Genomic DNA, 13,988 nt, shown 5'->3' on the forward strand with positions numbered 1-13,988 from the left:
ACGCCCTAGTGTTTATATATAAATCAGCCTAGGTTTTTGTGCTTAGGCTGACTTACAAATGACATAACAAAGCCATAAAAACCCCACATTTTTTTAACACCCCTGTAAATAAACTTCATTTTTGTTGTCATAATTCGAAATCATACTGTGCCCGCTTTCATAATTACTTTAGATAATTAAAACCAAACGGGATCACAATGTACGCTTTAACTAATAAATCGATTTTGAGCATGGCAATTGCTATGGCTGTATCAACGTCAGCTTATGCAAATGACAACGAAATAGAAGAAATAACCGTTACTGCAAAACCAACCAGTTATGCAAATAATGTGATTGAGCCTGCAATGCTTGATCAACAAACAACGGTTTCGAGTGTGTTATCGGTTATCGATAACTTACCTGGCATTAGCATAAACGAAGGCGATGCATTTGGTGGCGATGACTGGTCTACCACAATTACTATGCGTGGTTTTAGTATTGACTCAAACCAGCAGCAATTAGGGATGACCGTTGATGGTATTCCTAACGGTGGCTCAAACTATGGTGGGGGCGCTAAAGCAAACCGTTACCTAGACACTGAAAATTTAGCCACTGTAGAAGTAGGCCAAGGCACCTCAGATATTAAATCGGCATCGCTTGAGGCACTAGGCGGTACATTTAACTTTGTAAGTAAAGCGCCAAGTCTTGATAGTAGCACCACTTTTGCTTACACCTCGGGTAGCCACGATGCGACCCGCTTTTACGTTAAGCACGAAACGGGTACTTTATTTGATAATACACAAGCGTATGTAAGTTACTCGCAAACTGATACTAGCCGCTGGATTGGCTCAGGTAGCAATGGCGGAAAAGATAACCAACACGCAGAGCTTAAATTTGTAACAACGCTTGCTGATTTAACAATTACAGGGCGTTTATCTTACGATGATGTAAGCGAGACTAACTACAACAGTGTAAGTCTTGCGCAATTTGAACAAACACCAGAGTGGGATCAGTTAACGTGGAACTGGACAGGCGTTCCACATTACGACCAAATGTTTGCTGAGGGCTGGGGTACACTGCGTGAAAATACGTTAGCGTATTTAAAGTTTGAGTATGCACTTTCGCCAACATCGCTTCTTACAGTAAGCCCTTATTATCATAAAAACTCGGGCCGTGGCGATTGGATCCCACCGTATTTAACAACTCCAGTAGATGAAAACGGCAACCCAACTACAGAGGGCGGCACTAACGCAGGCTCTTACGGTTTTGTAGATAGCGCAGGTAACGCACTGGCACCAAACGAAGGTTGTACGGCAAGTTTAAGCTGGCCGTGGGAGTCGGGCCCTGGTTTAAACCCTGCATGTTACGATGATACGGCAATACCTGTAATGTCGTATCGTCATACGCATTACAAAAAAGACCGCTTAGGGGTTACTGCCAACTACCAAGCTACGTTTGGCATGCACGACATAGAAGCCGGTTTTTGGTATGAGCAAAGCGACCGTGACGAGTCTCGCGATTGGCACAAAGTAATTAATGCCAGCATTTACCACCACTTTGATAGCACGCCATACTGGACCCAGTATAAAAACACCTTTGAGACCGACACCCTTAAATGGTATGCGCAGGATTCAATGGCACTTGGCGATTTCACGCTTAACGTAGGTGTTAAAAAGTACCTTGTTGATATTGAAAAGTACGACCATTATCAAAATGCCACAACTGCTAAAGTTAATAGTGACTCTGATGTGTTATTTAGTGGTGGTATTTTGTATCAGCTAAATAACTCAACCGAGCTATTTACCAGCTACAGCGAAAACTTTGCAGCCATAAAAGACGGTGTACTTGAGCGCGACAGCTCTGATTTATCAGCCATTGAAGCTGAAACCGCTGAAAACATCGATTTAGGTGTACGTTATCAAAATAACGCGTTAAACCTGACCGCAACAGCGTATTCAATTGAATTTGATAACCGTATTACGTTCATTGCCCCAGGTAGTGACACTGGCGGTATTGATTACACCATAGGTACAAATGGCTCTTACTTAAACGTAGGGGGTATTGAATCGCAAGGTTTAGAGTTGTCGGCAAGTTACATGCTAAGCCCACAATGGAGTGTATATAGCTCGTACACGAATAATGATTCAGAGTACAAAGGCGATGCACCCGGGTTTGAAGCCGGTGAAAAAGTAATAGACTCAGTAGATGACTTATTTGTGCTATCGACCGATTACTTTAGCGGTGATTTCCGCTTTGGTTTATCGGCTAAATACACCGGTGAGCGTGGCGAAGTTGATGGCTATACCGTGGTTGATTTAAACGCAGGTTACGCAACCGATATAAACGCAGGACCATTTAAAGCTATTGATGTTGCCTTTGTTGTTTATAACGTTACCGATAAAAGCTATTTAGCGGGTGGTACGGGTAATGGCAGCACTTACTTTATTGGTGCGCCACGTACAGCAGCACTGACGTTATCGGCTACGTTTTAATTGCCATAATGTACAGTAAATAATTAAAAGCCCATCTTTGATGGGCTTTTTGTTAAATGTACACAGTAATTAGGTACACAGTAATTAGGTACACAGTAATTATGAACTCAATTATAAAAGCCACGGTATTTAGCATCATTGTATTAATCAGCAATACCGCAAGCGCAGCGCAAAATGTAGTGCTAGTGACCCTTGATGGTGTGCGCTGGCAAGAGGTGTTTAGCGGCGCAGATAAAAACCTCATTAATAATGCCGATTTTGTTAAAAACCCAACGCAATTAAATAAGCAATTTGGGGCGCCTACCGCCAATGAGCGCCAGCAATTACTCATGCCATTTTTAACTCAGCATGTGGCTAAAAAGGGCGTAATTGTAGGTGATAGAGCAAAAGGCTCTAATATGTCGGTGAGCAACCCTTGGTATTTTTCATACCCTGGGTATAACGAAATTCTCACCGGTGAAGTAGATGAAAAAATTAATAGTAACAATAAAGTATTAAACGCGAATAAAACCATTTTAGAGCGCCTAGATGAGCGTGCAGACTTTAAAGGTAAAACCGCTTTGTTTGGGAGTTGGGATGTATTTCCTTACATTGTGAATACACAGCGTAGTAACGTGTATGTGAATGCGGGTTTTATGCCCATAGAAAACGATTTATTTGCTGATGCTAAGCTTTTAAACGCATTGCAAAATGAAATTCCAAGCCCATGGGAAAACGTACGCTTAGACAGTTTTACTTACCGATTTGCTAAAGCGTATATGCTGGCAAAAACGCCGCGCTTGTTAGTTACTAGCTTAGGTGAAACCGATGACTTTGCGCACGATGGCCATTACGACCAGTATTTAAAATCTGCAAGGCAAAGCGATGCGTTTTTAAAAGACTTATGGAACACAATTCAAACTACACCGGGCTATAAAAACAATACAACGCTTATTGTTACCACCGACCACGGCCGCGGGGGCAGTGCAAGTGACTGGCAACATCATAGCTCTAAACGTGCGTTGGCTGAGCAGCATTTAGCAGGTAATAAATTTCCTGAGGGCATTGTCGGCTCTGAGCATATTTGGCTTGCTGCCATTGGCCCTGCAATAAAAGGGCACGGCTTAATTAAAACACAAAATGAGCTTAAACAAGCACAGGTTGCAGCCACTGTTTTAAGCGCATTGGGTATAAACCCTAAACACCTAAATTCAAACATGGCACCGCCAATAAGTGAGATTTTAAAATGAAGCAGTTAGTAAAACCTATTACACACGCCGTATTAGCATTAGGGTTAGCGTTTAGCGCAAACGCTATGGCAGCAGCCCCTTCAAAAATTTTATTTGGCTCGTGTGGGCATCAAGATAAAGACATCCCAATATTTGACACCATTAATAAAGAGCAGGGCGATTTATTTATATTTTTAGGTGACAATATTTACGGCGACACCAACGATATTACGGTACTTGCCAATAAATACCAAAAATTAGGTGCAAAACCAGGCTTTAAAACACTAAAAGCGAATACGCCAATCATTGCGATGTGGGACGATCACGACTTTGGTCAGAACGATATTGGTAAAGACTACCCACATAAAGAGCAATCTCGCCAAATTATGCTCGATTTTTGGGGCGAGCCTAAAAGCTCACCCAGACGCACCCGCACGGATGGCATTTACACGTCGTATATGTATGGTGAGGATGAGCAAACCGTACACGTAATAATGCCCGATTTACGCTGGAACCGTGATGCGCTTAACCACGTAAGCGAGCTTGAATATTACACTAAGCGTAAGCTTAATAACCAAGGCCCGTATAGTCCAACAGAGGTGAAAGGCGCGTCTATGCTAGGTGAGGCGCAGTGGCAATGGCTTGAGCAAGAGCTAAAAAAGCCTGCGGCTATAAAGCTAATTGCCTCAAGCTTGCAGTTATTACCCGATTTTACAGGGTGGGAGTCGTGGGCTAATTTCCCAGAGGATCGTAACCGTTTATTTGCGTTAATTAAAAAGCATCAAGTGAATGGGGTTATTATCATCAGTGGCGATACGCACTGGGGCGAAATATCAAAGTATCAACAAAACCTCGATTACCCTTTAATAGAAATGACCAGCTCAGGCCTCACTGAAAAGTGGAAAGACGTAAGCCCCAATAAACACCGTGTAGGTGATTACACCCACAATGTGAATTACGGCGATTTAAGCATAGATTGGCAACAAGCAGATCCAGCCATCTCACTTAAGCTTAAAGGGATAGATGGTAAAGTGATTATGCAAAGCGCATTTAGCTTATCAAGCATTAGCCCTTATAAATAAAATGACCTGACAAATAAAACGCACAGTGATTAAAATTAACGCTGTGCGTTTAAACTCCCTGCTAACCCGCTGATTTATTAGTGCCAATTTGCTGATTGCGCTACCCCTATAAATGAAAATATCTTAAACTGGTTTTACTTCAAGTAAGGACTCCAGTTGTATGCTCAATATTATTCAATCAAACCGTATGGAAGCGCTGCAGGCTCAGTTTAATCAGCTATTAAAAGTAAACCCGTTGCAAAGCCCATTCGATAAAGAAGTGGTATTAGTGCAGTCGCCGGGTATGTCGCAGTGGCTTAAAATTGGTTTAAGCGAAAACCTAGGGTTAGCCGCACAGGTTGATTTTCCGCTGCCATCGAGCTTTATATGGCAGTTATATCAGCAGTTACTGCCCAATGTACCTAAAGAGTCGGCATTTAATAAGCCTAACCTTGCTTGGAAATTATTTGCAATACTGCCCAACTGTATTGATGAACCGCTTTATTTGCCGTTAAAAACCTATTTAGAGGGCGACCTAGACGGGCAAAAAACCTTTGCCCTGTGTGAAAAAATTGCCGATGTGTACGACCAATATTTAATGTACCGCCCGCATTGGATTGCCACTTGGGATAGCGGCAAAGACGAACTTGACGATGTTGATGTAAGCATTGCCCCGTGGCAAAGCGATTTATGGCGAAAGCTGGTGGCGCACAGTAAAGCGCTTGGGCAAAGCCAATTTCATCGTGCCAATATGCAAGGGCAGTTACTCGCCGCCCTTGAGAATATGGATAATAGCTTACTACCTAAGCGCATTAGTTTATTTGGTATATCGGCGATTGCGAGCTCGCAGCTTGAGGTGTTTGAAGCGCTGAGCAAAAAAACAGAGGTGTTTTTATTCTTTTTTAATCCTAGCGAGCATTATTGGGGCGATGTGGTTGATGAAAAAACAGCAGCCAAAATAAATGCCAAATACGCCAAAATGCCGCTTTTAGAAGCGCAGCAAAAAAAACAAACTAACCCTGATGAAGAGTACTACTTTATAGGTAACCCGCTTTTATCGTCATGGGGAAAACTAGGGCGCGACTACTTTGAGCAACTTGTACAACTTGATGCGCGTTGGATTGATGGCTTTATAGATGCGTTTGACGATAGTTTACTGGGTCAAATTCAAAGCGAGATTTACCAACTGGCATTTAAAGGTGAGTCGCTTACCGATAATAAACAATGGTTTATAAATGATGAGGGCAAATTGCCCATTAGCGACACCGACACCAGCATTACTTTAAGCGATTGCCACACACCGCTTAGAGAGGTTGAGCGCCTGCACGACTATTTACTTACTTTGTTTAATCAAAACCCGTCGCTCACTCCTAAAGACATTATTGTAATGATGCCTGATGTAGGTACGTACAGCCCGTATATTGAAGCGGTATTTGGCGGCGCGCAAAACACCAGTCGCTTTATTCCTTATGCATTGGCCGATTTAGCCATAGAGCAAGAAAAACCGGTGCTTAGCTCGTTTGCCAGCTTAGCCAATTTGCCGTTTTCGCGTTTTGGTGTCTCGGATATTCTTGATTTATTGCAAGTAACACAAATTGCCGAAAAATTTGCGCTAGAGGCGCACGAGTACGAACAAATTCAATATTGGCTTGAGCGTGTAGGGGTTAAATGGGGTATAAATGCTGAGCACAAAAGTAGCTTTGATTTACCCGCAATAGATTTAAATACCTGGCAGCATGGTTTAAACCGTTTACTGCTAGGCATAGCCCAGCGCGATGAGCAATGCCCGTTTAACGGCATTTATAGTGCCGATGAAGTAGAGGGCATGGCGCTAGATACCCTTAATAAATTGGTGCATTTTATTGATGTACTGCAGCGCTTTAAAGATGAGCTAACCCCTGATGATACCCTTAGCAATAAAGCGGATATTTTATCTGAGCTAATAAATGCTATTTATTACAATGAAGGCGAAGACAGCTGGGATTTACTGGTACTGCAAAATGTTTTAGAGGAGCTTAAAAAGCACCACGATAATGGCGATTACGATAAACATGTATCGCAACGAATTGTAAGCTACCTGATAAAACAAGGTATTCAAGAAAAAGGCGTAGGGCAGCGCTTTTTAGTGGGGCAAGTTAACTTTTGTACACTAATGCCTATGCGCGCCGTGCCGTTTAAAGTGGTGTGTATGCTTGGCTTAAACGATGCCGATTACCCACGTACGGTGCAGCCAATAGGGTTTGACTTAGTGCCGTATTCTAAAAAACAAAAAGGTGACCGTTCACGTAAATTAGATGACCGTTACTTATTTTTAGAAGCCCTCCTGAGTGCCCGCGAAAATTTATACATAAGTTACATTGGCCGCTCGTGTTTTGACAATCAACCGCGTATGCCCTCGACCTTAGTAAGCGAGCTTTTAGAGTACATAGGCCGCAGCTTTACGTTAGCAAATGACAGCGAAAAAACGCTGCCTGAGTGTTTAATTAATCAACAGCACTTACAGCCTTTTAATCGTGCGTATTACACAGCAGACAGTGAAGCTGAGGCTAAGCTGAGTAATCACAGTTTTAATCCTATTTGGCTGCCAAGCGAGCGTATAGACGCGCAGCCGCTAACAGCCATTGATGTAACCGCGCCCGCGCAATTAGAGCTTGATGTATTTATTCGCAGTGTGTGCAACGCACAAGAGAGCTTTTACCAGCAAACATTAGGTTTACGCCTACCTGAATTTAACGAAGTAGCAAAAGATGAAGAGCCTTTTAGCCTAGATGCGCTGCGCCGCTACTTTTATTTAGACGAAATACTGCAAGCCAACATTAATGAGCAACCTTTAAGTACAGAGCAAATATTGCAACGGGGGGAGCTGCCACAAGCCAATGTGGGCAATTTAGTGTATGAGAGTATGGCGCACCGAGTAGATGCACTAGCTGGGCAAGTAAAAGAGCATATTAAAAGCGGCAAAACCGACCCGCTTGAGGTGTCTTTGCGCATAGAAAGCACCACTATTGAGGGCTGGCTTAATCATATTTACCTTCAAAAACAAGTGTTTTACCGAAGTGCCAGTATAAAGGCCAAAGATTTAATTAAAGGCTTTATATATCACCTTGTAGCACAAAGTATGGAGCAAAATGTTGAAACCCTATTACTAGGGCTTGATAAGCAAATTAGCTTTGCACCACTGAGTAAAAATGAGGCCGATGCCTTGCTCGGTGATTGGTTTTCGTTATACCAAGCCTTGCGCAAAGAGCCTGTGGCATTTTATCCGGTAAGTGGCTATGAGTACGTTAAAAGTGGTGGCGATATTGGTAAAGCCATTAGCAAGTTTAACCCACAATACATAGGGCGCGGCGAGGGCGAAAACCCGTATATTCGTTTAACGGTGCAATCGCTCAATGACTGCCAAGAAGAATTTATTAAGTGGAGCGAAAAATTACTCTCCCCATTACATGCACATGCAAAGGAGAGTGACCATGCAAGCGCTTAATCCGCTAACAATGCCGTTAAAAGGGCAAAGTTTAATAGAAGCCAGTGCGGGTACAGGTAAAACCTACACCATTACCGGGCTTTATTTACGTTATTTATTAGGCTTGCAAATACCAGGGGAGATAAACACCCCGTTAAGCGTTGAGCAAATACTTGTGGTTACCTTTACCGATGCCGCTACGCAAGAAATTAAAGACCGCGTACGCAGCCGTATTATTGCTGCGCGCGATGCATTACTTGGCCAAAACCCAAATGATGAATTAATAGAAGGTGTAATAGCCGCAGTAGATGATAAACACCGCGCCTTTGATTTACTCGATGCCGCCGCTAAATCTATGGACGAAGCCGCTATATTTACCATTCATGGTTTTTGCCAACGCATGTTAAAGCAGCATGCGTTTGAATCAGGCGTTGCCTTTAACCTTGAATTTATTTTAGATGAGCGCGACATACTGCTCGACACAATTAAGGATTTTTGGCGCGCCTTTGTATACCCACTTAATAAAGAACGCACTGATGCTATTTTAGAGGTGTTTGCAGCCCCTGAATCGCTATTTAGCCAAGTCAGTAGTGTGCTAAATAAAGCCAATGCGAACATAGTGCCGCAAATAAACTTAGATGACGTATTTAAAGCTCGCGATGAGTACATTGCTAAAGTACCCGCTTTTAAAAAAGCAGTGCTGGAGCAAGAGCTTATAGCTGCAATAAAGGGCTCGGGTTTAAGTGGCTCTAAAACACCTGGGCGAAAAGGCAGTTTAACGGCCCTTGAAGGATTTTGTTTAGGTGATGAGTTATTTTTTGAATTTGGCACCAATAAATACTCGTTTGAGGTGTGGAGCAGCGAAAACTTAAGTGATGCCAGTAATTATAAAAAAAATCAGCCATTATTTAGCCACCCTCTGCTTAGCTTGTTTGATGAGCTCAGTGCACTTAATACTAAAATTAATCAGGGCCTTAAAATTGCCGTTGTACAAACCGCAGCTCGGTGGGTTAAACAGGCAATTGTAAAACGCAAGCAAGAGCAAAGTGTGATCACCCCAGATGATTTACTGACTAATTTACACAGTGCTTTAAATGCCGAGCAGGGCGAGGCTTTATCGCAAAAAATAGCGCAGCTATTTCCTGTTGCCATGATTGATGAGTTTCAAGATACCGATCCGATTCAGTACGGAATTTTTAGCAAAATATACGGCCAAGAAAAAACGACGCTTGCCATGATAGGCGACCCAAAACAGGCTATTTATGGCTTTAGGGGCGCTGATATTTTTACCTATATTGGCGCAAAAGAGTCGGTAGAGCCTGAGCAGCAATTTACTTTAGGTACCAATTTTCGATCAAGCACCGATATAGTAAGCAGTGTAAACAGCTTGTTTTCTAAACATGCCAATAGCTTTATTTATAACGATGCCATACCGTTTAACGCAGTAGCAGGAAAAGGCAAAAAAGCCGATGAAACATTTACAATAGATGGCAAACCTGCCACCGCGTTTGAATTTAATGTATTTGTAGATGAAGCTGCAGATGAAAAAAACAAACCCACCAGCAAAGGCGTTGGGCAAGGGCATTTGGCCAGCTATTTTGCCAATAAAATAGTGGCATTGCTTGAGCAAGCCGAGCAAGGGCGAGCGTGCATTGGTAAGCATAAGGTGACCGCTGCCGATATTTGTATATTGGTGCGCGACCGTGTAGAAGCGCAAATAATGAAAAAAGCACTGAGCAATGCCAATATTGCTAGCGTGTATTTATCGCGCGACAGTGTTTTTAGCCAAGAGCTTAGCCACCATTTACTTAATTTTTTAACGGCATTGCATGGGCAATACAACGAGTCGTTACTGCGCGGCGTATTAGCCGGGCCATTATTTTGTTTAAGCTACAACGAAATTTACGCCCTTGCTGATGATGAAAATAAATGGCAAGAGCACTTAAACTTTTTTGCTCAACTTAGCCATATTTGGAACAAGCAAGGCGCAATGGCGATGCTTGAGCGTTTGTTAAGCCATAATCAGCTGAGCGCTAAGTGGCAAGGACTTGGCTATAACGTTGAGCGCTGGTTAACCGACTTTAGACACTTAGGTGAAATACTGCAGCAAAAGCAAATAGAGTTAGAAGGCACTTTGCGCTTGCTACGTTGGTTTGCACAAAAAGTAAGCCAGCAAGATGGCGAAACCGTGCAAGTACGCCTAGAGAGTGACGCCAACTTAGTTAAAATTGTGACTATGCATGCCTCAAAAGGGCTCGAGTATCCGCTGGTATTTATGCCTTTTGCCAGTGGCTATCGCGAAACTAAAGAAGCGCTTTATCACCAAAACGGCCAGCTAGTTTACGATTTAAGTAAAAACGAAGACGCCTTAGCACAAGCCGAGCAAGAACGCTTAGCTGAAGACTTACGCTTACTTTATGTTGCCCTTACCCGCGCGGTACATTTTTGTGCGCTTGGGGTGTATAACATAGGGCAAGGGCAAAGTAGCCGTTTGGCTATACAAAGTAGTGCATTAGGGCATGTGTTATTTGCAGGGCTTGAGCTTACAAGTAGCCAAACGTGGCGCACCCACTTAAATGAATTTTGCGACGCTCACACCGAAATGCACTATCAGCAATTTACGGCTGAGCAATTGGCCGAACAAGGCCAATTAACACTTAATAGCGCAGTGCAGCAAAGCCAAGCGTTAAGAGTTAATACGGTTACAGCCAACATAGAGCGAGATTGGCGAGCAACCAGCTTTAGCGCGCTGAGCTTTAAAAAGCACACCGATCATATTGAGCCTGGGCGCAGCGATGAAGATCATGAAAAAGATGAATTTGCTAACAGCCAAGATGAAATACCATCGCCTTACAGTTTCCCCAAGGGGGCGAAGCCTGGAAGCTGTTTGCATGAAATATTTGAGCAAATAGACTTTACCAGTGCGCAAGTACACCCTACAAATCCAGAGCAAAATTTAGCAGAGGTAGTTAAACATGCACTGGATAAATACCATATTAGCGAAAGCTGGCAACACGTGACCGAGCAATGGGTGCTTGATTCGTTAACCTGCCCCTTAAACAATGAGGGGTTAAGCTTAAGTCAATTAGCTCCGACAGATTGCCTAGTCGAAATGGAATTTAATTTACCTTTAGATAGTTTAAGCGCGCCTAAATTAAACGAAATACTGGTTAAGCATTTTGGTTTTACCCAAAGCAAACTCGAGTTTGCTCATGTAAAAGGCCTGTTAAAGGGATTTATAGATTTAATTTTTTGCTATCAAGGGAAGTATTATATTTTAGATTATAAGTCTAATTACTTAGGTAATACGCCCGCTGACTATGAAAGCGACCTGCTAGAGCAAGCCATGAATAGCCATCAGTATCATTTACAGTATTTAATTTATAGCGTTGCGCTGCACCGATTACTCAAACAACGCATCAGTGATTATGCAATAGAAACCCATTTAGGCGGGGTTTATTATACGTTTTTACGCGGCATGCCGGCGGGCAAAGGGGTGTATTTTAATAAGCTTAGCGCAGAGCAAATCACACTATTAGATGGCTTATTTAGCCAAGGAGCCATGTTATGAGTGACTACCCTATGCAGCAAAGCTTGTTTGATGAGCCGCCAGCACCTGCCCAACCGTTAAATACGGTGGAGCTGCTTGACTACTTATTAGATGAAAAACGCATAAGAATGGTAGATGTAAAGCTTGCCTTAATGCTGTGCGATAACCAGCAAAACGACGTGTTTTATATAGTGTTATTGCTGTGTTTAGGACAGCAAAGCCAGCATAGCTGTTTAACATTAAAAGAAGTCGACTGGCAAAACCCGTTTAATTTACGCCAAAGCGACTTTACTAAAACCGAGGGCAATGTACCAAATATTACATCGCCTTTTAACGAAGCCTTTAACTACCTCGATGCGCTTAGCTGTTTAAGTGCCCATAACAGTGTGGGCAAGGCCAAACCCTTACAGTTATTTAACGAACGGCTTTATTTTGCGCGCCTAGCTGATTATGAGCACACCTTAGCTACACGTTTACTTGCGATGAGTGAGCGCCATTTAAATATAAATACCCAGTTACTCAGCCAATTATTAAATGACTACTTTGTTGATAACTCAGCACTTGCGATTGATTGGCAAAAAGTAGCCTGTGCTATTGCCGCAACAAAAGGCTTTAGCGTTATTACGGGCGGGCCAGGGACAGGTAAAACCACCACCGTGACTAAGCTATTAGCTATTTTACAGTCGCTTTATAAAAGTGCACCTTTAAGCATTAAGCTGGTGGCGCCTACAGGTAAAGCTGCAGCACGTTTAAGTGAATCAATTTTAGGGGCAAAAGAGCAACTTAAAATTATTCCTGAGGATATAAAGGCCTTAATTCCCGATAGCGCACAAACTATTCACCGGCTTTTAGGGGTTAAACCCTTTACTAATAAATTTAAGCATAACAGCACCAACCCGCTGCATTTAGATGTACTTATTATTGATGAAGCCAGCATGGTTGATTTATCACTCATGGCTAAATTAATAGAAGCACTGCCTGCGCATGCGCGTTTAATATTGCTTGGCGATAAAGACCAACTTGCCTCGGTAGATACCGGCAGCGTAATGAGTGACTTATGCCAAGGGTTAGCATTGGGTGAAACGCCTAATTACTCGCAAGCACGATGTGATGAGCTCAATGCTTTATGTTTTAAAGGAGAGGCTAAATTAGCGGCGCCTGGACATAGCGATTTTAAACTAGCCGATTGCATTGCGTTTTTACAACACAGCTACCGGTTTGATGCACAAAGTGGCATTGGCCAGCTTGCGCTGGCGGTTAATACTAACCATAACGGTATTTTAAAATACGTAGAGCAGCAAAGCACACAAGGGAAATTTAACGATGTTATTTTAGATTATGACTTTGTTGCAAAACCCATAGAAAAATTAATAAACAGTGCTGCTAAGCATTACGCTCATTATTTAAATTTAATTGCACAAGGGGCTAGTGTTGCAGATGTTCACGCGGCGTTTTCTCAATATCAACTATTAGCGGCCGTGCGTGAGGGTGATTACGGCGTAAATAGCTTAAACAGCCGCATTGAGCGCGCACTTGTGCAACAAGGGTTAATATCGGTAAGCCCAAACCAGCGCCATTACAGTGGTATGCCTATTATGGTGAGCCAAAACGATTATCAACTTAAGTTGTTTAATGGGGATATTGGTATTTTAATGCCCGATGAAAGCGGGCAGTTAAAAGCGTTATTTATTGATGAGCAAAACACGGTGCGGGCGTTTTCACCTGCGCGCCTGCCTGCTCACGATAAAGTGTATGTAATGACCATACATAAATCGCAGGGCTCGGAGTTTAGTTATACAGCTATGGTTTTACCGCCGCTTAAACACGCCAGTATGGGTGTAAATAGACAGCTGGTGTACACAGGCATAACACGTGCTAAAAACACCTTTGAGCTGGTGGCCGATAAAAAAGTACTGCAATTGGCCATGAGCAAAAGCGTATCAAGGGCTTCAGGATTGTATGAGCGTTTAAAATACTAATACCTGTTTATATTTAAAGGTTGAACTAATTACTAAAAAACCTAACGTATTTTTATGCGTTAGGTTTTTTAGCTTTAGTACTGCCGACTACTAGGTGTGTGTAAATAATACTAAATATTGCAATTATTTAAATTTAAGTAATTGAATATACAGTCAATATAGATTTAACAGAATTTAAATGATAATAAATTGTTGCGTTTTTGAGCGTTGTTCCTAATACTGGTCAATGCATGTGCGCCAGCACATGTGTAAATGA

At 42.5% G+C, this 13,988-nt stretch carries 6 protein-coding genes; all 6 read left to right on the top strand.

From position 1 onward, the window contains the following. The first annotated feature begins 197 nt into the window (after positions 1-197). The 6 genes from PSH41_RS10105 to recD all read left to right on the top strand — a co-directional run bounded on the left by PSH41_RS10105 (position 198) and on the right by recD (position 13,732). The gene (locus tag PSH41_RS10105; RefSeq protein WP_273589902.1) at positions 198-2,471 is read left to right on the top strand and encodes a TonB-dependent receptor domain-containing protein; all 2,274 of its coding nucleotides are present in this window, start codon (positions 198-200) and stop codon (positions 2,469-2,471) included. Between the two features lie 101 nt (positions 2,472-2,572). Next, positions 2,573-3,700: an alkaline phosphatase family protein gene (locus PSH41_RS10110; RefSeq protein ID WP_273589903.1), complete on the top strand. Its 1,128-nt coding sequence runs from the start codon at positions 2,573-2,575 to the stop codon at positions 3,698-3,700. Next, positions 3,697-4,761 carry an alkaline phosphatase D family protein gene (locus PSH41_RS10115; protein ID WP_273589904.1) on the top strand — a complete coding sequence of 355 codons (1,065 nt, stop codon included), beginning with the start codon at positions 3,697-3,699 and terminating at the stop codon, positions 4,759-4,761. Before PSH41_RS10110 ends, PSH41_RS10115 begins: the two co-directional genes overlap by 4 nt. A 160-nt stretch (positions 4,762-4,921) precedes the next feature. Further along, positions 4,922-8,224, top strand: a complete 3,303-nt coding sequence (recC, locus tag PSH41_RS10120) for an exodeoxyribonuclease V subunit gamma (protein WP_273589905.1) — start codon at positions 4,922-4,924, stop codon at positions 8,222-8,224. Continuing rightward, a complete protein-coding gene (gene recB / locus PSH41_RS10125; protein WP_273589906.1) occupies positions 8,211-11,774 on the top strand; it encodes an exodeoxyribonuclease V subunit beta in 3,564 nt (1,187 codons plus the stop codon). Before recC ends, recB begins: the two co-directional genes overlap by 14 nt. Further along, positions 11,771-13,732 (top strand): exodeoxyribonuclease V subunit alpha, encoded by a 1,962-nt coding sequence (recD, locus tag PSH41_RS10130; protein ID WP_273589907.1) that lies wholly within the window; start codon positions 11,771-11,773, stop codon positions 13,730-13,732. Before recB ends, recD begins: the two co-directional genes overlap by 4 nt. The last annotated feature ends 256 nt before the right edge of the window (positions 13,733-13,988 follow it).

Origin of the sequence: Pseudoalteromonas sp. CST2 (genome assembly GCF_028599385.1) — a bacterium.
GTDB classification, from domain to species: domain Bacteria; phylum Pseudomonadota; class Gammaproteobacteria; order Enterobacterales; family Alteromonadaceae; genus Pseudoalteromonas; species Pseudoalteromonas atlantica.

Coding starts and splice junctions, on each gene's coding strand:
- PSH41_RS10110 (WP_273589903.1), top strand. CDS start 2,573: ATGAACTCAATTATAAAAGCCACGGTATTTAGCATCATTGTATTAATC.
- recB (WP_273589906.1), top strand. CDS start 8,211: ATGCAAGCGCTTAATCCGCTAACAATGCCGTTAAAAGGGCAAAGTTTA.
- PSH41_RS10105 (WP_273589902.1), top strand. CDS start 198: ATGTACGCTTTAACTAATAAATCGATTTTGAGCATGGCAATTGCTATG.
- PSH41_RS10115 (WP_273589904.1), top strand. CDS start 3,697: ATGAAGCAGTTAGTAAAACCTATTACACACGCCGTATTAGCATTAGGG.
- recC (WP_273589905.1), top strand. CDS start 4,922: ATGCTCAATATTATTCAATCAAACCGTATGGAAGCGCTGCAGGCTCAG.
- recD (WP_273589907.1), top strand. CDS start 11,771: ATGAGTGACTACCCTATGCAGCAAAGCTTGTTTGATGAGCCGCCAGCA.